Raw genomic sequence first — 22,973 nt, 5'->3', positions numbered from 1 at the left:
ACGCCTGATAGATATTGTACTATCTACTTTTGTCTTAAAATTAACAGATAGACAATATGACATTAATAGAAATAATTGGTTTTTTAAGTGCGGCTATAATTGGCATCTCTTTAGGCTTAATCGGTGGAGGAGGTTCTATTCTTACTGTACCTGTATTAGTTTATTTACTTGGAATTAATCCTGTTACAGCCACTGCCTATTCATTATTCATTGTAGGTTTTAGTTCTTTAGTAGGGGGATTAAATTATGCTAAAAAAGGATTAGTAAATTATAAAACAGGTATAGTATTTACAATTCCAGCTTTCATTTCAGTTTATTTAACGCGTTTACTTCTAGTACCAGCTTTACCAGAATCATGGTTTTACATTGGAGGATTAGAAATCACAAGATCAATTGGGATTATGGTGATTTTTGCGATTTTAATGATTGCAGCATCATACTCTATGATTAAAGGAAAGAAAAAAGTAGCAGAAGAGGCTGAGGAGGAAGCAGGAGAAACCGTTCAAAAATTTAATTACCCATTAATTATTGTAGAAGGAATCGTAGTAGGAGCATTGACAGGTTTAGTTGGTGCAGGTGGAGGATTCTTAATTATTCCTGCACTAGTAGTATTGGCTAAGTTACCAATGAAAGAAGCAGTAGGTACTTCATTATTAATTATTGCTGCTAAATCTTTAATTGGTTTCATTGGTGATATTCAATCTGGTGGAGAAATTGACTGGGTATTTTTAGCCATATTCACTGTAATCGCTGGCTCAGGTATATTTATAGGTTCTTATCTATCAAATTTAATTGATGGACAAAAACTAAAAAAAGGCTTTGGATGGTTCGTTTTAATCATGGGATCAATCATGATTTTTAAAGAACTATTCATGTGATTGGATTCTAATGTTGTTTAATTTTAAAAAGAGCTCCTAGGAGCTCTTTTTTTGTTTACAAGCATTTTAAATCACTATGTAACCAATGTTACTATCTTAATTGCATTAGTGTCGTTAATACTACTGAATTCAAAAAAAGAAAAACCAACGATATGAATATTAAACATTTTTATGATGACGCTTTAGCTCAAGGTTCTTTTGCAATTGAAAGTGGAGGAGAAGTAGCTTTAGTAGATCCATCAAGAGATATTCAACAATATATAGACTTTGCGCATGATCATAATGCTAAAATTATAGCAGTATTTGAAACGCACCCACACGCAGACTTTATCAGTAGTCATTTAGAATTGCATAATAAATTTGATGCTAAGATTTATGTAAATGAAAAAGTGGGAGTGAGTTATGATTTCTCACCCTTAGGTCATGGGGAAGAAGTTAAAATAGGTGGAGTTACTTTCAGAGCATTGTTTACTCCAGGGCACTCTCCAGATCATAATTCATATTTATTACTAGATGAAAATGGTGAGCAAAAAGCTGTATTTACAGGAGACTCATTATTTGTAGGAGATGTTGGTCGTCCCGACCTAAGAGAAGGAGCCGGAAATATTCAGGTAAGTAAAAAAGAATTAGCAGGAATGATGTATGATACAGTAAATGATGTATTTGCTGATTTATCAGATGATACGGTAGTTTATCCTGCACACGGACCCGGCTCACTTTGTGGTAAAAACATGAGTAGTGACTTGAGCAGTACCATTGCTAAAGAGAAAGAAAATAACTGGGCGTTTCAAATTAAGGAAAAAGATAAGTTTGTAGATGCATTTTTAGAAGGACAATCTTTTATACCTAAATATTTCCCAAATAGTGTTGAGGTAAATAGAAAAGGAGCAGCTTCATTAGAGGAGGCAGTAAAAAATGCAGAAATAAAAGAAGGCTTTGAAATTCCTAGCTCTGCATTAATCATTGATACCAGAGTAAAAGAAGAATTTAAAAAAGGTCACATTAAAGGTGCTATAAACATCCAAAATAAAGAAGCTGATAAGTTTGAAACTTGGTTAGGATCTATAGTAGGTCCTGATGAGGAGTACTACCTGATTGCAGAAAATAAAGAAGAATTAGAATTTGCAATCTATAGAGCTGCTAAGATAGGATATGAAAATAATTTAGTAGCAGGAGTAATTAACCCAAAAGGTGATGTAGTAACCGATCCTTTGGTGAATGTAGAGGACTTTAAGAAAAACCCTGAAGCATACACCATAATTGATATTAGAAACAAATCAGAGGTAGCAGATGGTAAATTCTTTGAATCTGCAACGAATATTCCATTACCTGAATTGCGTGAAAAAGCAGATGATATCGATACTGAAAAGCCAATAATAGTACACTGTGCTGGTGGTTATAGGTCAGCAGCAGGATTTAGTATAGTAAAAAGATTATTACCAGAAGCTAAAGTGTATGACTTAAGTGATGCGGTAAATGACTTTAAATAGTGTTTTAGTTTTTTTTGATTGATTAGTGAAAAAAAGGTGGGCTTAGGCTCACCTTTTTTGTTTTATACCTACAGCTTATGCTTAATAATCAACACCTTGATTTAATATTTTAAAAAAATAAAAATATTTCACATCCTTTAAAACTTTTCAGAGAGCAGCCGCATCCAAGAATTAAATAAGTCATAACTTGAATATATTAAAATGTATGCGGTGCAAAATGAAGATTTAATATCACAAGCCCAAAGTGGAGACACCTATGCGCAAGGCGAAGTGGTGAGAGAATGGTATCCGCGTATTTATAATTATGCTTTTAAATACTTTGGAGAATCCGATTTAGCTGCTGAAGCCGCTCAGCAAACTTTCATTACCATGCATCATAAAATTGATCAATTGAAAGAATGTAGCAAGTTTAAATCATGGATTTATACAATAGCTACAAATATTTGCAGGCAAGAAAGCAGAAAAGGTAAAAGACACAGATGGTTAAGTTTTGACCAGCTTTTACCTAAAAAGGAAGAGGATACAAGCCCAGTTTGGGAAGTGTCAAAACCCAGAGAACATAATCCAGAACAGACTTATTTAAGAAGTGAATTAGGTGGCATTTTAAATAAATGCTTACAGCAATTAAGTAAAGACCAAAGAGAGGTTTTGATTATGAAAGAATATGAGGGATTGAAATTCAGAGAAATAGCAGAGGCTTTAAATGTTTCTGAAAATACCGTAAAGTCTAGACTTTATTATGCTTTCTCACACATGAGAAAACTATTAGCAAAAGAGAATATTACAGAAAATACATTAAAATATGAAAACTGAAGATTGGAAAGCGATGATAATGGATTATCTCTATGATGAGCTTGATCCTAAAGATAAAACAGCTTTTGAAAAGGAATTAAGTCAAAATCCAGACTTAAAAGAAGAATTGGAGGCTTTTCAAAGTACTCAAAATATTATGGGGAGCTGGGAGGATGAAAAGGTGAGTGCACCTCCATTTTTTAATGTATACAAAACCGAGCCACCAAAAAATAGTCATAATGGGTTTAAATGGTTTATTTCAATTGCAGCCTCCTTCTTGATTTTAATGTTAGCTGCAAAATTTACAGGACTCGAAATTTCAAGTCAGGATAATGGCTTTAGAATAGCATTTAACCAAAATTCAACTGATCAAAATCAATTAAATCAGCAGGAAGTTCAGAAAATGATGGGCCAGGTATTGGCTAATTATGAACAGAAACTGGAAGAAAAGCGAGTGGAAGATAAGCAAGAGCTAAAAAGCTATTTAGCTAAACAAAGTAATCAGAACAAAGCAATTATTGATAATTACTTAACCTCATTGCAACAAAATAACTTGCAGCTGATGGAAACCTATTGGAAAGAAAGTAACGAACAACAACAAGTATATACAGAACAACTATTGTCTGATTTTGCTGAATACGTTCAAGAACAAAGACAGGAAGATATGGACTATTTGTTTGCTAAAATGGAATTGATGGAGTCAGATAAAGATCTTTTTAAAATTGAGACCGGTCAAATGATCAATGCTCTGGCAAGTAATCAATCAGCTGAAGAAGCTTATTAAATAAAGAATTAAAAATTTAAATAAAATAGAGATGAAAAGATATAGTTTAATAGTAGCACTATTCCTTATGGGCATGATCAGCTTCGCTCAAGATATTGACAAAGCTAAAATGAATAAGGATTTGAAAGTTGCTCAAACGGTTTTGAATAGCTTGGTAAATGATAATAGATCTGCTAATTGGGGTAATAATAATGAAGAACAAGCTCAGTACATAGAAGATTATGGAGTGATTTTAACGATGCCAAGAAATAGAGCTTTTGGATTCACCATTGCACCTGAGATGCCACCTATGCCAGATTTTTCAAACGCAATTGCCAGAAGTTTCGAGGTCATCGAAGATATACGAATTGATATTGAAGATGAAGAATTAGATGAAGAAACAAGGGCCGAAATAGAAGCGGAAAGAGCCGAAAGAAGAGCTGAATTAGCGGAAAGGCAAGCTGAATTGGAAAGAAGAGCTGAAATTGCAATGGAGAGAGCTCAAGTAAAAATTATGCAAATGGACAGCATGAGAAATGAAAAAATTGCTGAAAATAAAGAACAGGTGATTGAATTTTTACTCGATTATGGACAATTGATTAGTCAGCTTAAAGATTCGGATAAAATTTTAGTTATGGAAAAGGGTCAGGATATGAGATTCTACCGCAACGCTCAAGGTGTTGAGGCAGTAAAATCAAATAGATTGTCTATCGAGGCAAAAGTATCTGATCTAAGAGCTTTTCAAAAAGGTAAGATTGACAGAGAGGAGGCGAAAAGTAGAATCGCGATAAATCAGAAAGCAGAAGTAAAACCACTTGCTAAGGATTTAACTTTGCTTCAAACTATTATGAGAAGGTTATATGCTAAAGACTTATCTGATACTTATTATCTTAATTCAAGAATGCCTTATGATCAGATAGAAGGACTTGGAGTGATCTTTTATATGGACATGGTTTCTTCCATCAGATCTGGAAGTGATTTTTGGAATGTACCTACTCAGGATAGGGAAGACTTAACACAAGAAGAACGGGATGAACTTATCAAGAGTTTATATCCACGGTTTGAGGAAGAGTTGATAGATAATATTTTAGAATATGGTAAAAATGTCAATAGCCTAGCTGATGATGAGCAATTAATTTTTAAAGTTGGGATAACGAAATGTACAGATTGTGGAATACCTGAAACCTTGGAATTACAAGTAAAGGGGAAAACTTTGAAAGATTTGAAATCTGGAAAGATAAATCAAAATCAAGCTCTAAATGATTTAAAAGTTGTGAAAGGAGCATTGCAATAAAACCTTATTACATTAGTATCTTTGAGCCTGTTAGCGTAAGCTGTCAGGCTCTTTTTATTTCTGGCAATGAATCTCATTAAATAATTTTCATGCAAAAATTAGATATTCTTTATCTAACCGATTTATATTATAAGGCACAAGGTCGTAATTACTACGAAGAGGATCTTTACATAACTTCTCAATTAAAAGATCACTTTAATGTTTTAATAGGACATCCTCAGCAAGCAATTGATCATATTGATAAAGCTGATTTAATCGTTTTTAGAAATACAGGACCTGTTGTTTATTATCAAGAATATTTTGATCAGTTTGTAAATAGTGTAAAAGTTAAAAATACGCCAACATTCAATTCCTTTGATGGTAAAGCAGATATGAAAGGGAAACAGTATCTTTTGGATTTGTATGCTCAAAATTATTCTGTTATTCCTACTGTTGAAAAGATTGAAGATTTAGATCGTCTCCCTAAGTCTGATCAATATATTATCAAATTAAAAAACGGTGCAGATTCTATTGGGATGCAATCTGTGAGTAAGGAGGAGATAGCCAATGAAAACCTTGATGGTAAAATTATTCAGCCCTATATAGATTTTGAATATGAGCTTTCTTTTTATTTCATTAATAATGAATTTCAGTATGCTTTGTATGCTCCTGACAAACATAAAAGATGGGAATTAATGCCTTATGAACCTCAATCTTTAGAGTTGGATTTTGCTAGCAAGTTTATTGAATGGAATAATATGAAATGCGGCATTCAAAGAGTAGATGCGTGTAAATTAAAGGATGGAAGTTTATTATTGGTCGAATTGGAGGATTTGAACCCGTACTTATCCATTGATTTACTATCAGAAGACAAAAAGCATTTCTTTATTGATAATTTCGTTAAAGCATTAACTGCTTTAAAAGCATAATTTAATGAATTAAAAATGTCAGAAATAGATTCTTTTTCAGTTAAAATAAATCCTAATACTAAATTTATTTTCTCTACTTCAGGAAGTGCTAATTCCATCCAAAAACATAATTCTGCTTTGCAGAAATTAGGTTTAGATTTGATGTATTTCAATTTTTCTGACCCAATCACTCCAATGCAATATGCTGAATTATTAAAATCACCCATTTCAAGAGGAGGTGCAGTAACTGGAAAGGATGGTCTTAAATCTACAATTATTCCTTTTTTGGATGAAGTAGAACCCATTGCTAAAAAAACATTAGCAGTCAATACTGTAATCAATCAAGGGGGTAAATTATTGGGCTATAATACAGATGCCGAGGGTTTAAAAGCAGCTCTATCTGAAGGAATAAATAATTCTAATCACACCATAAAAACTGCCGTGATTTATGGAAATGGAGGAGTATCTGGAGTGGCTTATCATGTTTTGAAAGAATTAGGGATAAAAGCTGTAATCACAGGAAGAAATCGGGAAAAAGTAAATAGTAAAAAGAGAGATTTGGAAATAGAAGATGATGACTTTAATGGGCCGTATGATCTTTTAGTGGATGCTACACCTATATCATCTCAAGCTGATTTTTTGAAAGCAGAGGGTTTTAAAGAATTAATCACGCATTGCAAAATGGTATTTAGTCACAATATGCCGGAGAAGGATAATAAACAAAATCATCTTCAAAAGTATTGCCTCGAGCATAATTTGGAGTTTATCCCTGGTAGTGAGATGTATAAAGCTCAGTTAATAAGACAATATAAATTGTTCATAGGAGACATTTCTACCGAGCAAATACTAGAAAATTGGAATCTGGAAGCTATTTGACTTATTGAAGCATTATTATTTCACAACGCGGAGTAAATTAGAATTACTATTTTTGTGAGCCATCAAAAAACTGAAAATGGATTTACTATCGAAAAACATTGAGTCATACCTAGCTAAAGAAGGGAAAACAATTGAGGATTTCCTGAAAGCATACAATATATACAGAGTTGACGAAATAAAACTGAGTGATTTGAAGCTGTTTTGTGTTGAAAACAGCCTTGATTTCACCAATATGTTGACTCGCCCCATGTTTGTAGATAAATCTAAATTGAAAAATATAAAGCTGTTGATTTTAGATGTGGATGGAGTGATGACGGATACGGGGATGTATTTTTCAGAAAACGGAGATCAATTTAAAAAATACAATGCAAAGGATGGTATGGCCATAAAAGCACTACCCAAATTTGGAATTCAAACTGGAATTATTTCATCGGCTGTAAAAGTCAAAATGGTTAAAGCCAGAGCCGATATGCTGAATATAAAGAATGTTTATGTTGGTGGCGATCCTAAAATTGAGGTGCTATCGGCTTGGTGTGAAAAAATGGATATTGACTTTTCAGAAGTGGCTATAATCGGAGATGATATAAATGACTTAGCCGTTATGAATGCGGTTGGTTTTTCATCTTGTCCTGCAGATGCCGTATTGAAAGTGAAAGAAACCGTTGATTTAGTTTTAAATACTAAGGGGGGAAGAGGTTGTGTAAGAGAGTTTATTGATTTTTATTTATTAGATAAACCAGTTGAGTAGAAAAGGTGTGATATTTAATCACACCCAAGTATTTTATTATTTAAAACTTGCCTCTAGTGAAATTGGTACTGCACTTAGTGCTTTAGAAATTGGACATCCTTTTTTAGCATCTTCAGCCATTTTTAGGAAGTCATCTTCTGACATTCCACTAACGGATCCTTTAACCGTTAATTTTATTTCTTTTATAGCAAAACCTTCACCTTCTTTGTCTAAAACAACTTCTGCATTTGCATCAATTTCATCTGGTGTATGGCCTGCTTGTGATATGGCTACACTTAAAGCCATAGCATAGCATCCAGAGTGCGCTGCGGCAATAAGTTCTTCCGGATTTGTTCCCAACTTTCCATCTTCATTTTCAAACCTACTCTTGAATGAATAAGGAGTGTTATCAAAGAATTTGTTTGAACTATTTAAATGACCTTCACCTTCAGTTCCAGTACCTTTCCAATTTGCATTTACTTTTCTTTTAATAGCCATAGTCTTTTTTTTGGTTTCTATATAGTCAACTGCTGCAAGGATGAGATGTTACGATTTAATTGAATTCAACTTTTTCTATATTCTTTCCATTCTATCTTAAATCCACTAATTTTGCATTTTAATTTCAAAAAAGGTGAATATGAATCGGCAGCAGAGAGTTAATGCATTTAAAGTATTAGGTGAAAAACTAAGAAGTTTAAGTGAAGCGGAATTAGACGAATGGTATTTTAGAGCAACGGCTCATAACAATTGGTTTACTCGCGAAAATGTAAAGCATGCTGTAGAAGCAATTGCTGAAATGTTAAAGGCTGAAAGTCTGGAAAAGTGGACAAAAGATTATCAATTAGAAGATTCTAATGATAAAACCGTAGCAATTATAATGGCTGGAAATATCCCTTTAGTAGGCTTCCATGACTTTCTATCTGTATTAATTGCAGGTCATAAGGTAATTGCAAAAATTAGTTCACAAGATCCATATCTCATAAGAGAAATCACCTCACTTCTTATTGATATAGAACCTGATTTTGAATCGAAAATTGAATTAACTCAGGATACTGTAGGAGGCTTTGATGCAGTAATTGCTACTGGTAGTAATAATTCTGCTCGTTACTTTGAGCAGTATTTTGGTAAATATCCTAACATAATCAGAAAGAATAGATCATCCGTAGCTGTTTTGACGGGTAATGAAACTAAAGAGGAAATTAAGTCTTTAGGGAAAGATATCTTTCAATATTATGGCTTAGGATGTAGAAATGTCAGCAAAATATTTGCACCGGAAGGATATGATTTTTCACCCTTCATTGAAGCACTTGATGAATTTAAATGGGTTTCTGATCATCATAAATGGGTGAATAATTATGATTATAATAAATCAATTTATTTAGTAAATGAAGAACCACATTTAGATTCAGGTTTTTTTCTCATGAAGGAAGATGAATCTCTTGTTTCGCCTATTTCAGTTATATTTTATGAGTTTTATAAAGATCAAGATGAACTTCAGAATAAAATAAAATCAAACCAAGAGAGAATTCAATGTGTGGTTGAAAAAGAAGGAGAGATTCCTCCAGGAAGAGCTCAATTGCCAGAGCTGTGGGATTATGCTGATGGAGTTGATACACTTAAGTTTTTAACTGAGTTATAATTTTCTCTGACTTTAGCATAAAACTAGTCCAAATTATTTACTGGATTTGTTCCTTATATTCTAGAAATGTATTTTCGAGAAAAACTCGAAATGTCATTTTCAAAGCAATATATTAAGCTAGTTGATCGCTTCTTACCATCACCTTTTGTCATAGCTCTTTTATTAAGCGCTATTACTTTTTTCCTTGCTTTGTTTTTCACAGGAGGAGAGGGTGAAAACGTATTTCAGCAATCACAAAACATATTAGGTTTCTGGCAAAAAGGCTTTTGGGAATTACTTGCCTTTACCATGCAAATGGTTTTGATTTTATTGCTGGGACATACGCTTGCTTTAACTCCTTTCTTTTCTAATATCATAAAAAAAATAGCATCCGTACCTTCTAATACTTCTCAAGCAGCTTTTTTAATAAGTTTTTTTACCATAGTCATGAGTTTTTTGAATTGGGGTCTATGCTTAATTTTTGGTGCAATTTTAAGCCGAAAAATTGGAGAGAACTTTAATGCAGAAAATAAAAATTTCAATTATGGAATCTTAGGTGCTGCAGGTTATTCTGGCATGATGGTCTGGCATGGTGGATTATCGGCTTCTGCTCCATTAAAAGTGGCAGAGATAGGGCATTTTTTAGTCGATAAAATTGGAGTTATAAGTATATCTGAGACTCTGTTTTCTAGCATGAATATTGTAATTAGTATTGTGCTATTGATTTTCATACCAGGTCTTTTTTATTTCTTAGGCCGAATTTTTAGTTCAAATACTGATTATAGTAAGCTGCTAAAACCTTCCAATAAGGAAGAAGCTGAAATAGATAATTCAGCTAGTGAAAATAAGGCATGGATTGCCTATTTATTATCGGGTATAATGGTATTAAGTGCCTCTTTCTATGCTTTTGATAAATGGAATACAAATGAATCAATAGTGGATTTAAATTTCATCAATTTTCTATTATTAAGTTTTGGTATCTTATTACATGGAAGCTTAGCAAAGTTTATGAGAGCAGTTAATTCTGGAATCATGGGCGTAAGTGGAATTGTTATTCAATTTCCTATATACTCCGGAATTATGGGAATTATGAAATACTCAGGTTTAGTGATTCTAATTTCTGATTTCTTCGTCTCCATCTCAACAGCGACAAGTTTCCCTATTTTAACTTTCTTTAGTGCTGGCTTAGTTAACTTTTTTGTCCCATCTGGAGGAGGGCAATGGGCGGTGCAAGGGCCTATTGTGGTAGAAGCAGCAAATGCATTAAATATTCCTATCTACAAAATTATCATGGCTTTAGCTTATGGTGATCAAATAACCAATATGTTGCAACCCTTTTGGGCCTTACCCTTATTAGGAATTACGCAATTGAAAGCTAAAGACATATTACCTTACAGCTTTTTCGCTTTAATATTTGGGGCTGTAATATTTATAATAGGCTTATTAATCTTTTAATGATTTAAATACGATTTATCATTGTATTTAATCAATTGGAACATACTAGCAGTATGCCTAATATGATAAAGAGCAAGATTTGAGTGTTCAAAAATATCCATGTTTGACAAAGGGTAATTGAATAATTGAGCCAATAATATTCTCATAGCTCGACCGTGCATGCAAATCAAAACCTTCTTTTCATCCTGTTTTTGCATGATGTAATTTATGGCCTCTAACTGCCTCATAGCTACTTGATCAGGCGATTCTCCACCTTCAACAGGTAGTGAAGTTTCACCTTGACTCCATTTTTCTAAAATGCTGTGGTAATATTTATTTTCCTCTGGCGTAAAAGGTTGGCCCTCTCGGGTTCCCCAACTGATTTCATTTAGTCCTTCAAGTTTCTCAAATTCTAATCCTTTCTCAATAAATTTTCGAGTTGATTCTTCTGTTCTTTTTAGCTGTGAAATGTATAATTTATCAAACGGGAAATCACCGTAGGCTTTAAAGAATTCCTCAGCTTGTCTTCTTCCATTTTCATTTAAAGAAGCATTAACACCGCTACCTTGCACTATGCCTTTTAAGTTATAATCTGTCTGACCGTGGCGAACTATATATAAATCTTTAACCATATCTTATTAAGAAAGAGAAATCAATTTTAAGTTTTATTGTTTAAAATTGAATATGTATCCGTAATTTTCGGCTCGAAATTACAAAATCAAAGAAGCGAAATTGCTATGGATAGAAAATTTCTTCATAAACCTTCTGTTGAGGAGTTAAATAAATTAGGTAAAAATACAATTTCAGAAGTATTAGGCATGAGTTTTACTGAGGTAGGGGATAACTATCTGATTGCTAAAATGCCAGTTGATCACCGTACCCATCAGCCTTATGGTTTACTTCATGGTGGGGCTTCGGTTGTTTTGGCTGAAACCCTCGGAAGTGTAGCTGCTATGCTTATGGTAGATCAAGAAAAGTATTATTGCGTAGGTTTAGATATTAACGCAAATCACATAAGAGGGATTAAAGAGGGATGGGTATATGGCAAGACAACTCCTGTTCATGTGGGTAAAACAACTCAGGTTTGGCAGATAGAAATCACCAATGAGCGTGAACAAATGATATGCATAAGTCGTATTACAATGGCAGTAGTTAAAAAGTAGCGTTGGATAATTTTACTAAAGAAATAGAAAATATAAAAATTAATACTGAAACTGCTATTGATCAGTTTCTAGCTTTTGCCCAAAAGAATAATGCAGCTGTTGCGATTTACAGACTGCCTAATGATTCTAGATTGCAAATAATATGTGATTTGGAAGGTGGTTCTATAGTAGAAGACTTTAATTTAGATGATTTATCCACTGGATTTTTGCTACATCCTTTTCAGGAAGGTGAAAAAAGTATAGTTCATTTTAATGCTGAAATTTTAGCAGAAATTAACATTCAGTCAAATCATAAAAATCATTCAAAATCCGAAATTAAATGGAATAATACTCCTGATGAGAGTTTAGTAAAGGAGATATTTGAAAATTCTGAGAAGTTTAATTTTTCATTGCTCCAACATAATGGTATTTCAGATTCTATTTCTTCTGAAGGCTACATATCAATGGTCGAAAATGCTATTAAAGAAATAAAGAACAATACATTCTATAAAGTTGTCCCAGCAAAGACTAAGAATATAGAATATAATAATTCTATTGATTTAGGTAAGGCATTTTTGAAGGCAGCTCACAAATATCCTAATGCATTCGTTAGTTTGACCTTTTCAGAAAATACTGGTTTATGGTTTGGCGCTAGCCCTGAAACCTTAATAGAGGAAAAGAAAGGCGATTATTTTAAAACAATGGCTTTAGCGGGAACCCAAGCTATTGAAGATAAAAGTATAGCAGAAACTACCTGGACCCAAAAAGAAATTGAAGAGCAAGCTTATGTTTCGCGTTACATAATCAACTGCTTTAAGAAAATCAGGTTGAGAGATTTTGATGAATTGGGACCGAAGACCGTTCAGGCCGGTAATCTTTTACATTTAAAAACCACATTTAAGGTAGATACCAAATCAGTTCATTTTCCAGAGCTGGGATCTGTTATGTTAAAGCTGTTGCACCCAACTTCAGCAGTTTGTGGAATGCCTAAAGATACTTCGTTGAAATTTATATTGGAAAAGGAAAAGCATGACAGAGCGTATTTTAGTGGGTTTCTTGGACCAATTCATTTAAATGAAATGAGTCATCTTTTTGTGAATTTAAGATGCTGCCAGATCGATAATGAAAAAGTAACTTTTTATGCTGGTGCTGGGATTACTGAAGACTCAAAGCCAGAGAAAGAGTGGCATGAAACCGAAATGAAATGTAAAGTATTATCTGCAGTAGTATTCGGTAAATAAAATTTATTGAACTTATTTTTATTAAATCCGTAACTTATCCTTATTTTTAATGCATTAATCGAGTATTAATTTAAGTTAATCGAACCAAAGAATAATGAGTGGGAAAGCAAGCGGAAAAATCAATCCATTAATTAGCCAAACATTTTCAACCTTATTAAGCTGCCAACAAAAGATGTCATATGAAATTTCCAGGGAAATGAAATCCTATGGAATTACTCGTCAGCAATATGAGGTTTTAAAAATACTAGATGAGAATTCTGATGATTCAATGAATTTGAATAAAGTAAAAAGTCATCTGAGAGAAAATGTTCCTGATATTTCAAGAATTGTCCAAAGACTTGTTGAAAAGAAACTAATAAATAGGGAAAGATTATCTTCTGATAAGAGAAATTCTTCTATATCAATAAATGCTGAAGGAATTAAAGCCTTAAAGGAAATTGAGCCTGTAATTAAAGACAAAATGGATCAATTTTTTGGTGTTTTAACTTCTGATGAACTAAATGAATTAGCACGAATCATTTCAAAAGTTAACCAAACAAAGAGTTAAGGATTAAAGTTGAATTCAAATGAATTCGTTACTTGATTTCACTTCGAAAGGCATATATTGTCCTAGGGGAGACTTTTATATAGATCCTTGGTATCCAGTTAAAAATGCAGTGATTACCCACGCGCATGCTGATCATTCTAGATTTGGTCATCAATATTATTTAGCTCATCATGATTCTGAATATGTTATGCGTCAAAGGCTTGGTAATGATATTAGAATTGAAACTATAGATTATAGTCAGGTCATAAATTTTAATGGAGTTAAGCTAAGCTTTCATCCTGCTGGTCATATTCCAGGTTCAGCACAAATCAGATTGGAATATAGGGGTAAAGTAGCTGTAGTATCTGGCGATTATAAATTGGAAGACGATGGTTTATCAACACCATTTGAACCAGTAAAATGTCATGAGTTTGTAACTGAAACCACTTTTGGATTGCCTATTTATCAATGGAGGGATCAGAAAGATATTTTTAATGATATCAACAACTGGTGGAAAGTAAATCAAGAAAAGGGGAAAACCTCAGTAATATTTGCTTATGCATTAGGTAAAGCTCAAAGAATCATGAAAAATGTTGATGCTTCATTGGGTAAAATTTATACCCACGGAGCCGTTGAGAATGCCACCGAAGCTTTGAGGAAAACAGGTTTAGATTTGCCCGAAACCATTAAAATTACCAATGAAATTAATAAGAAAAATTACCAAGGGAATTTGATAATTGCAACACCTGCTTCAATTGGTACTCCATGGATGAAAAAATTGGCTCCTTATAGTACAGGGATAGCTTCTGGTTGGATGATGCTAAGAGGCACAAGAAGAAGGAAAGCAGCCGACAGAGGATTTGTACTTTCTGATCATGCTGACTGGAAAGGTTTATTGCAAGCAGTTAAATTGTCAGAAGCAGAAACAATTTATTCTACCCATGGCTATGCAAATGTTTTTACAAAATATCTCCAAGATCGAGGCTTAAATGCGATCAGTTTAGATTCTCAATTTGAAGGAGAGAGCTTGGATAGTGAGTTGTAATATTTGATTTATAAAAAAAAGGAAGCTAAGTGATTGGCTTCCTTTTCTAAATCTTTTTGCAAGACTTATCTTAATATTGTTTGTGTTCTATCCGGACCTACTGAAACTAAATTAATTGGTACACCCATCTTCTCCTCAATATATTTGATATAATCTTTTAATGCTTTTGGCATATCATCAAAAGAAGAAATATCATCTAAGCTACAATTCCAGCCTTCTAATTCCTCATAAATAGGTTTTACTTCAGAATCAACTATATCATATGGAAATTCTTCAGTAATAGTGCCATCTTCTAATTCATATTGAGTGCAGACTTTTATTTTCTCGAAACCAGACAAAACATCAGCTTTCATCATAAATAATTCGGTTACCCCATTAATCATTACCACATACTTTAATGCAGGGATATCTAACCAACCACATCTTCTTGGTCTTCCAGTGGTAGCACCAAATTCATTACCTACTTTTTGCAGTTCTTTACCATCTTCATCAAAAAGCTCAGTAGGGAAGGGGCCACCGCCTACTCTAGTACAATACGCTTTAAAAATACCATATACTTTTTGAATGCTGTTTGGCGCAACGCCTAAACCTGTACATACTCCAGCGGTCATCGTATTTGAGCTAGTAACGTATGGATAGCTACCAAAATCAACATCTAATAACGATCCTTGAGCACCCTCAGCTAAAACTGATTTCCCAGCTTTTAATTCGTTATTGATTAAATATTCGGTTGAGCTTACGTTAAATGTTTTTAAATACTCAATAGCGTCAAAAAATATTTTCTCAGCTTCCTCTAATTCGTAATCAAATTTATAAAACTCTAAGATGGTTTTGTGTGAATCAACAAGCTTCTGATATTTCTCTTTGAAATTATCATAAAAAATATCACCCACTCTTAACCCAAGACGAGCGATTTTATCCTGATAGGTTGGGCCAATACCCTTTAAAGTAGATCCTATTTTTTCGTTGCCTTTAGATTTTTCGTAGGCCGCATCTAATAATCGATGAGTAGGGAGTATTAATTGAGTTTTATTAGAAATGTAAAGATTCTCTTTAAAATTAATATTGAATGGATCTAGTTTATCAATTTCATTTTTAAAAATCACTGGATCTAATACAACACCGTTCCCGATTACATTTTTGATGGTTTCTCGAAAAATCCCACTTGGAATTTGATGCAAAACATGTTTAATACCATCAAATTCTAAAGTGTGGCCAGCATTCGGTCCTCCTTGAAATCGAGCTACCGTATCGTAGTTGGGTGCTAATACATCTACTACTTTTCCTTTTCCTTCATCTCCCCATTGCAAACCCAGCAAAACATCCATTTTCATTTTCTAATTTTTTAAAATTATGCGGCTTTAGTCTAAAGCCTTGATTAATATGATTTGATATTTATTTAAGAATTGTTCTATTAGTCAATTAAGCTCTTCAAAGCCTCTTCCTTAGAGTCATAAATGGTAAAGATATTATTGAGTTTAGTGATCAATAATAGTTTTTTCACCTGCTCTGATGGATTTAACAACACAACTTCACCTTCTTTATTTCTTAACTTAGTTAAAATAGTAATCAGTACACCAATTCCACTACTATTCATGTATCTGACATTTGAGATATCAATGATACATTTTTTAATCCCTTTATTTATGTTGTCATTGATTAATTCAACCAAACCCGGCCCATTATTTTCTCCGATCAAGTCACCAGATATTTCAAGATTAAGAATATTATCAATTACTTCCTGTTTGAAATCCATTTTATATTATTTTTATAATTATTTTTGATCTTCAGCATTTAATTTCGCCTGACAATCACCACAAATACCGTAGAGGTTTAGAGAGTGGTGCATGATTTTAAAATTCAAAAGATCACCCACCATAGTTTTAATATTTTGAATTCTTGGATCACAAAATTCAACTACTTTATGACATTCAGCACAAATAACATGATCATGTTGTTTATAGCCGTAAGACTTTTCGTATTGTGCCAAATTTCTTCCGAATTGGTGCTTGCTGACAAGATCACATTCCACTAATAAATCTAGTGTATTATAAACCGTAGCACGACTTACTCTATAGTTCTTATTTTTCATACTGATGTAAAGTGATTCTACATCAAAATGACCAGTACGGGTATATATTTCCTCTAGTATAGCATATCTTTCTGGAGTTTTTCTCAAACCTTTGTTTTCTAAATATGCCGTAAATATTTGCTTTACTTCTTTGTAAACCTTCTCGTTCAATGCCATAATTTATTCATCTCCCTTCATGATTGGCAAATATAGGAAATCTACAATTAATCATAGCGGTTCACCTTCACTATCCCACGTACAGCCTTCATTTTTTCAATCAATTGATCTAAATGCTTGGTGCTCTGCACAAATAAATGAATTTTACCTTCAAAAATTCCATCTTTTGTATCAACTGAAATGGATTGCATATTTACTTCTAATTCACTGGAGATAATTTGAGTTACATCACTAATTAATCCCACTCTATCGGTTCCAATGATTTGTAATCCAGCTAAAAATGCAATTTCTTGTTGAGAAGTCCATCGTGCTTTAACCACTCTGTTACCATGATTAGATAACAATTCAGGTGCATTTGGGCAGGATGTTCTATGGATTTTAATACCTTCATTCACCGTTACAAAGCCAAATACTTCGTCTCCAGGAATAGGATTGCAGCATTTGGCGATCACATAATCCACTACATCCATATCTTCTCCAATGAGAAGCATGTCTTCTCCTTTAGCTTTCTTTAATGCCTGCTCAAAAGATTTAGCGTCAGCGGATGAGCGAATCCTTTTATTGTTTTTTCTAGCCCTTTCTTGTTCCTCATCCTGGAACTTCTTGATGTTTTTAGGGTCATGCTTGCCTGTAGCAATTCCATAATAGAGGTCTAATGGTGTTTTTTCATCAAAATAAGCTCTGATTTTATTAATCACTTCATCCGAAGGAGCTATTTTCATCTGCTTTAGCTTTCGGTAAACAATTTCTTTACCTTCTATAGCAGCGGATTTTTTATCTTCCTTTAGAACGTCCTTAATTTTTGCTTTTGCTTTTGAACTTACTGCAAATCTGAGCCAATCTTCACTTGGTTTTTGTTTGTTAGAAGTGAGAATTTCTACTTGATCTCCATTTTTAAGTTCATAGTTTAAAGGAACTAATCTGTTATTCACTTTAGCGCCTAAGCATTTAGCTCCAATTTCTGTATGGATATCAAAAGCAAAATCTAAAGCTGTAGCTCCATTAGGTAAAGTTTTTAATTCCCCTTTGGGTGTAAAAACAAATACTTCATCAGAGAATAGGTTAGACCTGAAATCGTCCAAGAACTCTATTGCATTTGTGTCATTAGATTCTAACATCTCTCTCACTCGGGCAATCCATTGTTCCAATCTTGTTTCTTCAGGTTTAGAATAATAATCTTTATACTTCCAATGGGCAGCGTAGCCTTTTTCTGCAATTTCATCCATTCGGCTAGTACGAATTTGCACTTCTACCCACTGGCCATTATCACTCATCACTGTAGTGTGTAAAGATTCGTAACCATTAGCTTTTGGAGTGGATATCCAATCTCGTAGGCGATCAGGATTCGGTTTGTAAAAATCGGTTACGATTGAATAAACTTCCCAGCAAGCTGCTTTTTCATGTTCCACAGATGCATCAATAATAATTCTAATCGCAAATAAATCATATACCTGTTCAAAGGGGATATTTTGTTTTTTCATTTTATTCCAAATGGAATAAATGGATTTAGGCCTCCCTTTTATGTAATAATCCCATTTAAGTTTACTGAGCTCTCCTTCAATTGGTGCTATAAAATGCTTAATAAATCTTTTTCTGGCAGATTTAGTATTGTTGATTTTGTTTGCTATATCTCTATATACCTCTGATTCAGTATATTTTAGATGAAGATCTTCTAATTCTGATTTAATAGCATATAAACCCAGTCTATGGGCTAAAGGAGCATATAAAAAGATGGTTTCGGAAGCAATTTTGAGCTGTTTGTTTCTTGGCATGCTATCCAAGGTTCTCATATTATGTAACCTATCGGCTAATTTTATCAGGATTACCCTAACATCTTCGGAAAGGGTAAGCAGCATTTTTCTAAAATTTTCTGCTTGTTGAGAGGTTCCATAATCAAAAACGCCAGATATTTTTGTGAGCCCATCAATAATAGGGGCAACCTTTGGACCAAATTCTCTTTCAATATCTTCCAGTTCCCAGTCAGTATCTTCTACTACATCATGTAATAGAGCTGAAATAATGGAAGTAGTCCCTAAGCCGATCTCTTCAACGCAAATTGTTGCCACAGCTATAGGGTGAAGAATATAAGGCTCACCTGATTTTCGCCTCATATCTTTATGAGCTTCCATGGAGGTTGTGAAAGCTTTCTTAATTAATTTAGCATCCCCGTCCTTTAAAAAAGGCTTTGATTTCCTTAATAATTTACGGTATTCTCTGAGAATTAACTTACGTTCCTCTTCTAAATCTATGTTCTGCATATAAGCGGTAAAAAATGATCTTCAAAATAACATATAAAAAAACACATCTGCGACTTGCAGTGAAAAAATATTTCACTACATTTGCACTTCAAATTTATGAATGCGGATGTGGCGAAATTGGTAGACGCACTAGACTTAGGATCTAGCGCCTCACGGCATGGGGGTTCGAGTCCCTCCATCCGCACACTACACAAACCCTTAGTTCCAGTAACAAAGTACAGGAAAGAAGGGTTTTTTTGTATATTGATAACACTATAAAATTTAATTGTTTTGGACATTACACTCAACAAAAAGGACAACACCAACGCTTCAATTAAAATTATATTAAATGAAGCTGATTATCAACCTAATGTTGAACAAAAAATCAAAGAGTACAGGAAAAATGCTAACATAAAAGGATTTCGTCCTGGAAAGGTGCCTGCATCTTATATCAAGAAGTTGTATGGTAAAAGCATTTTGGTTGAAGAAATCAACAGTTTGTTATCAAAATCATTATCTGATTACATCAAAGAAAATGATTTGAAAATTTTAGGTGAGCCAATGCCTAATCAGGAGGATGCTGCTAAAATTGATTGGGATAACCAAAAAGAATTTGAGTTTGAATATACATTAGGCTTGGTAGATGAGTTTGACATCAAATTAGATGACAAATTTAAAATCGAGAAGCATAACATTGAAGTTACTGATAAAGTAATGAAAGAAACCATGGATAACTTAACTAAGCAACATGGTGATACTGAGTCAGTAGATGAAAGCAAAGCAGAAGATACTTTAGAAGGTAAATTAAGCACTGCAGATGGTGAAGTTCAAGAAAGAGTTGTTCTTCCTATTGAGGATATTGAGAAAAAAGCTCAAAAGAAATTTGTAGGCTTAAAGAAAGGTGATGAGGTTAAGTTTGATATTGAAAAAACTATTACTTCTGCGGAAGCTAAATCTAGACTTTTAGGTCAAAATGAAACCGATGCAAATGCAGCAAGCGGTGAATACACTTTAACTGTTTCTGATATTAAAAGAACTAAGCCGGCTGAAATTAATCAGGAATTATTTGATAAAGTGTTCGGTAAGGATGCAGTGAAAGATAAGAAAGAGTTTGATGAAAAAGTAAAAGAAACTATTTCTGAAAACTACGATAGAGAAACCGAAAATCTACTGAACAGAGATTTAGTAGATACATTAGTTGAGAAAACTAAATTTGAATTACCTGATGATTTCTTGAAAAACTGGTTGTTAGTAAGTAACGAAGGTAAAGTAACGCAAGAGCAAATTGATAAGGAGTATGATCTTTATACAAAAGATTTAAGATGGAATCTTATCAAAAATAAAATTGCTGAAGCAAACAAAGATGATATCAAAGTAGAGCATACCGATGTAATGGACTATACTAAGAAAATGATTGCTGAGCAATTTGGAGCCTATGGTATGTCTGACCAATTAGGAGAGAATATGGAGAGCTTTGCTCAAAATTATCTTCAAGGCGAGAATGGTGAAAACTACAGAAAAGTATACGAAGAATTATTGAATAAAAGAGTTTTGGACTTTGTAAAGGACAAAATTTCTATCAAAGATAAAAAAGTAGATTTAGACGGCTTCAAAAAAGCTGTTGATAAGAACTAAAAGCTATTTTTATCGTTAATTTAAAAGTCCTTTCATTAAAGGACTTTTTTTTTAAATTTGTACTTATAACCAAATACTTAAATGATTAATAAAGAGGAATTTAGGAAATTTGCCGTAAAAGGTGAAGGTTTATCAGGTAGCATGGTAGATTCATATGTGCAGCAAGTAGAGAATATGACTCGTGCTGTAATTGAAGAAAGACCAACCAATTTTAGAGAGATTGATGTTTTTTCTCGTCTAATAATGGACCGTATCATCTTTTTAGGAATGCAAGTTGATGATAATATAGCCAATGTAATCACCGCTCAATTATTGTTTTTGCAATCTGTAGATGCCAAAAAAGATATTAGCCTTTACATCAATAGCCCAGGTGGGTCTGTTTATGCTGGTTTAGGTATTTATGATACAATGCATTATATCTCGCCAGATGTAGGAACAATTTGTACTGGATTAGCTGCTAGTATGGGTGCTGTATTATTAGCTGGGGGTGCAGAAAAGAAAAGATCTGCTTTACCTCATGCAAGAATTATGATTCACCAACCGATGAGTGGTATGCAAGGACAGGCTTCTGATATGGAGATTTCTTTGAAACAAACATTATCAGTTAAAGAAGACTTGTACAATATTCTGGCTCAACATAGTGGTAAAACCTACAAACAAATAGAAAAAGATTCTGATAGAGATTTCTGGATGAGAGCTGAAGAGGCTAAGGAATACGGTTTGATTGACGAAGTATTAGTGAGAAAATAATGGCAGAAGACAAAACACAGGTAAGCTGTTCTTTTTGTGGACGTAACAAGAAAGATGTCGATTTGATGATTTCTGGGATTCATGCACATATCTGTGATAAGTGTATCGCTCAGGCTCAGCAAATTCTACAAGAAGAGGTTAAAACTAAGTCTTCATCTAAAGATCCAAAGTTCAATCTTATTCGTCCGATTGAGATGAAAGAACATCTGGATCAATATGTTGTAGGACAAGATGAAGCAAAAAAAGTAATATCAGTTGCAGTATACAATCATTATAAAAGATTGATGCAGAAATCTACTAAAGATGATGTGACCATTGAAAAGTCAAACATTATTATGGTAGGAGAGACGGGTACTGGTAAAACTTATTTAGCGAAAACATTAGCTAAAATTTTACAAGTGCCTTTCTGTATTGCTGATGCTACAGTTTTAACTGAAGCAGGTTACGTAGGTGAAGATGTCGAAAGTATTTTGACTAGACTATTACAATCTGCTGATTACAATGTTGAAGCTGCTCAAAGAGGAATTGTTTACATTGATGAGATTGATAAAATAGCTAGAAAATCTGATAACCCTTCTATTACAAGAGATGTGAGTGGGGAAGGAGTACAGCAAGCGATGCTAAAACTTTTGGAAGGAACTTCAGTAAATGTTCCACCTCAAGGAGGAAGAAAGCATCCTGATCAGAAAATGATTAATGTTGATACTGAAAATATATTATTCATTTGTGGAGGGGCTTTCGATGGAATCAGTAGAAGTATTGCTTCAAGGTTAAACACAACTCCATTAGGTTTTGCTAAATCAGATTCAAATGATGAAGAAATAGATAAGGATAATCTGTTACAATATATCACGGCTCAGGATTTGAAAAATTTTGGTTTAATACCAGAATTGATAGGTAGGTTACCTGTTTTAACTCATCTTGATCCTTTAAGTAAAGATACTTTAAAATCGATTTTAACGAATCCGAAAAACGCATTGGTAAAACAGTATACCAAGCTTTTTGATATGGAAGGTATTAAGTTGGTTTTTGAGGAGTCTGCTTTAGATTATATTGTAGATAAAGCTGTAGAATTCAAATTAGGTGCAAGAGGATTAAGATCAATTTGTGAGGTAATCATGACAGATGCCATGTTTGAATTTGATGGAGAATCATCAGGAACTGATTTAGTAATTGACAAGAAATATGCGGCCTCTAAATTTGAGAAATCAAAATATAAAAATCTTAGGGTAGCTTAATAGATATTAGAGTTTAGAATCTAGATTCTAGACATTATTCATAAACAAAAAGAGGGTCTGCTTATAAATATTTAAAGCAGACCCTCTTTTTTATTTCATGAAGTTAAATCAGCAATTCATTCTCTAGAATCTAGGTTCTAAAATCTAGTGTC

The 22,973-nt window shown here is 33.4% G+C and carries 23 protein-coding genes and 1 tRNA gene; 18 read left to right on the top strand and 6 right to left on the bottom strand.

The window, feature by feature from the left end; genetic code table 11:
• Positions 1 to 56: 56 nt before the first annotated feature.
• The 8 genes from QYS48_RS01290 (at position 57) to QYS48_RS01255 (ending at position 7,728) form a co-directional block, all read left to right on the top strand.
• Entirely contained in the window at positions 57 to 878 is an 822-nt protein-coding gene (locus QYS48_RS01290; RefSeq protein WP_308357204.1) for a sulfite exporter TauE/SafE family protein, read from the top strand.
• Between the two features lie 152 nt (positions 879 to 1,030).
• Positions 1,031 to 2,368 (top strand): rhodanese-like domain-containing protein, encoded by a 1,338-nt coding sequence (locus QYS48_RS01285; RefSeq protein WP_308357203.1) that lies wholly within the window; start codon positions 1,031 to 1,033, stop codon positions 2,366 to 2,368.
• A gap of 210 nt (positions 2,369 to 2,578) precedes the next feature.
• On the top strand, positions 2,579 to 3,181 hold the full coding sequence (locus QYS48_RS01280; protein ID WP_308357202.1) for an RNA polymerase sigma factor: 603 nt from the start codon (positions 2,579 to 2,581) through the stop codon (positions 3,179 to 3,181).
• The gene (locus QYS48_RS01275) at positions 3,171 to 3,944 is read left to right on the top strand and encodes an anti-sigma factor (RefSeq protein WP_302099707.1); all 774 of its coding nucleotides are present in this window, start codon (positions 3,171 to 3,173) and stop codon (positions 3,942 to 3,944) included. The genes QYS48_RS01280 and QYS48_RS01275 overlap by 11 nt, the downstream gene beginning before the upstream one ends.
• Positions 3,945 to 3,975: 31 nt before the next feature.
• Complete coding sequence (locus QYS48_RS01270; RefSeq protein WP_308357201.1) at positions 3,976 to 5,217, top strand: hypothetical protein; 1,242 nt, start codon at positions 3,976 to 3,978, stop codon at positions 5,215 to 5,217.
• 89 nt (positions 5,218 to 5,306) lie between these two features.
• Complete coding sequence (locus QYS48_RS01265) at positions 5,307 to 6,125, top strand: hypothetical protein (RefSeq protein ID WP_308357200.1); 819 nt, start codon at positions 5,307 to 5,309, stop codon at positions 6,123 to 6,125.
• A 15-nt stretch (positions 6,126 to 6,140) separates the two neighbouring features.
• The gene (locus tag QYS48_RS01260; protein WP_308357199.1) at positions 6,141 to 6,980 is read left to right on the top strand and encodes a shikimate dehydrogenase; all 840 of its coding nucleotides are present in this window, start codon (positions 6,141 to 6,143) and stop codon (positions 6,978 to 6,980) included.
• A gap of 76 nt (positions 6,981 to 7,056) precedes the next feature.
• Positions 7,057 to 7,728: an HAD family hydrolase gene (locus QYS48_RS01255; protein WP_308357198.1), complete on the top strand. Its 672-nt coding sequence runs from the start codon at positions 7,057 to 7,059 to the stop codon at positions 7,726 to 7,728.
• 36 nt (positions 7,729 to 7,764) lie between these two features.
• Here the strand turns inward: QYS48_RS01255 and QYS48_RS01250 are convergent, their stop codons facing one another.
• Positions 7,765 to 8,205 (bottom strand): OsmC family protein, encoded by a 441-nt coding sequence (locus tag QYS48_RS01250; RefSeq protein ID WP_308357197.1) that lies wholly within the window; start codon positions 8,203 to 8,205, stop codon positions 7,765 to 7,767.
• A gap of 139 nt (positions 8,206 to 8,344) precedes the next feature.
• On the opposite strand from QYS48_RS01250, the gene QYS48_RS01245 reads away from it, so the two are divergent.
• A complete protein-coding gene (locus QYS48_RS01245; protein ID WP_308357196.1) occupies positions 8,345 to 9,346 on the top strand; it encodes an acyl-CoA reductase in 1,002 nt (333 codons plus the stop codon).
• Between the two features lie 90 nt (positions 9,347 to 9,436).
• Positions 9,437 to 10,780, top strand: coding sequence for a TIGR00366 family protein (locus QYS48_RS01240; protein WP_308357195.1), 1,344 nt, complete (start codon positions 9,437 to 9,439; stop codon positions 10,778 to 10,780).
• Here QYS48_RS01240 and QYS48_RS01235 read toward each other — a convergent pair.
• A complete protein-coding gene (locus QYS48_RS01235) occupies positions 10,777 to 11,391 on the bottom strand; it encodes a histidine phosphatase family protein (protein ID WP_308357194.1) in 615 nt (204 codons plus the stop codon). The genes QYS48_RS01240 and QYS48_RS01235 overlap by 4 nt on opposite strands.
• Positions 11,392 to 11,496: 105 nt before the next feature.
• Between QYS48_RS01235 and QYS48_RS01230 the strand changes: the two genes are divergently transcribed.
• The 4 genes from QYS48_RS01230 (at position 11,497) to QYS48_RS01215 (ending at position 14,713) form a co-directional block, all read left to right on the top strand.
• Positions 11,497 to 11,922 carry a hotdog fold thioesterase gene (locus QYS48_RS01230; RefSeq protein WP_302104185.1) on the top strand — a complete coding sequence of 142 codons (426 nt, stop codon included), beginning with the start codon at positions 11,497 to 11,499 and terminating at the stop codon, positions 11,920 to 11,922.
• A gap of 2 nt (positions 11,923 to 11,924) precedes the next feature.
• Complete coding sequence (locus QYS48_RS01225; protein ID WP_308357193.1) at positions 11,925 to 13,142, top strand: chorismate-binding protein; 1,218 nt, start codon at positions 11,925 to 11,927, stop codon at positions 13,140 to 13,142.
• 94 nt (positions 13,143 to 13,236) lie between these two features.
• Positions 13,237 to 13,689, top strand: coding sequence for a MarR family transcriptional regulator (locus QYS48_RS01220; protein ID WP_308357192.1), 453 nt, complete (start codon positions 13,237 to 13,239; stop codon positions 13,687 to 13,689).
• A gap of 19 nt (positions 13,690 to 13,708) precedes the next feature.
• Positions 13,709 to 14,713 carry a ligase-associated DNA damage response exonuclease gene (locus QYS48_RS01215; RefSeq protein ID WP_308357191.1) on the top strand — a complete coding sequence of 335 codons (1,005 nt, stop codon included), beginning with the start codon at positions 13,709 to 13,711 and terminating at the stop codon, positions 14,711 to 14,713.
• 65 nt (positions 14,714 to 14,778) lie between these two features.
• Here QYS48_RS01215 and QYS48_RS01210 read toward each other — a convergent pair whose 3' ends face one another.
• The 4 genes from QYS48_RS01210 to QYS48_RS01195 form a co-directional block, all read right to left on the bottom strand.
• On the bottom strand, positions 14,779 to 16,047 hold the full coding sequence (locus QYS48_RS01210) for an adenylosuccinate synthase (protein WP_308357190.1): 1,269 nt from the start codon (positions 16,045 to 16,047) through the stop codon (positions 14,779 to 14,781).
• Positions 16,048 to 16,127: 80 nt separating this feature from the next.
• Entirely contained in the window at positions 16,128 to 16,469 is a 342-nt protein-coding gene (locus tag QYS48_RS01205; RefSeq protein ID WP_308357189.1) for an STAS domain-containing protein, read from the bottom strand.
• A gap of 18 nt (positions 16,470 to 16,487) precedes the next feature.
• The gene (locus QYS48_RS01200; RefSeq protein WP_308357188.1) at positions 16,488 to 16,961 is read right to left on the bottom strand and encodes a transcriptional repressor; all 474 of its coding nucleotides are present in this window, start codon (positions 16,959 to 16,961) and stop codon (positions 16,488 to 16,490) included.
• A gap of 47 nt (positions 16,962 to 17,008) precedes the next feature.
• On the bottom strand, positions 17,009 to 19,219 hold the full coding sequence (locus tag QYS48_RS01195; protein ID WP_308357187.1) for a bifunctional (p)ppGpp synthetase/guanosine-3',5'-bis(diphosphate) 3'-pyrophosphohydrolase: 2,211 nt from the start codon (positions 19,217 to 19,219) through the stop codon (positions 17,009 to 17,011).
• Between the two features lie 102 nt (positions 19,220 to 19,321).
• Between QYS48_RS01195 and QYS48_RS01190 the strand changes: the two genes are divergently transcribed.
• The 4 genes from QYS48_RS01190 to clpX all read left to right on the top strand — a co-directional run bounded on the left by QYS48_RS01190 (position 19,322) and on the right by clpX (position 22,821).
• Positions 19,322 to 19,403, top strand: a tRNA-Leu gene (locus QYS48_RS01190).
• Between the two features lie 86 nt (positions 19,404 to 19,489).
• A complete protein-coding gene (gene tig, locus QYS48_RS01185; RefSeq protein ID WP_308357186.1) occupies positions 19,490 to 20,833 on the top strand; it encodes a trigger factor in 1,344 nt (447 codons plus the stop codon).
• Positions 20,834 to 20,914: 81 nt separating this feature from the next.
• Positions 20,915 to 21,583: an ATP-dependent Clp protease proteolytic subunit gene (locus tag QYS48_RS01180; protein ID WP_308357185.1), complete on the top strand. Its 669-nt coding sequence runs from the start codon at positions 20,915 to 20,917 to the stop codon at positions 21,581 to 21,583.
• Positions 21,583 to 22,821: an ATP-dependent Clp protease ATP-binding subunit ClpX gene (gene clpX / locus QYS48_RS01175; RefSeq protein ID WP_308357184.1), complete on the top strand. Its 1,239-nt coding sequence runs from the start codon at positions 21,583 to 21,585 to the stop codon at positions 22,819 to 22,821. Before QYS48_RS01180 ends, clpX begins: the two co-directional genes overlap by 1 nt.
• The last annotated feature ends 152 nt before the right edge of the window (positions 22,822 to 22,973 follow it).

It is taken from the genome of Marivirga arenosa (assembly GCF_030503895.2).
GTDB classification, from domain to species: domain Bacteria; phylum Bacteroidota; class Bacteroidia; order Cytophagales; family Cyclobacteriaceae; genus Marivirga; species Marivirga arenosa.
The sequence above is the reverse complement of the archived record's forward strand: the minus strand, read 5'-3'. Positions and strand labels throughout refer to the sequence as shown.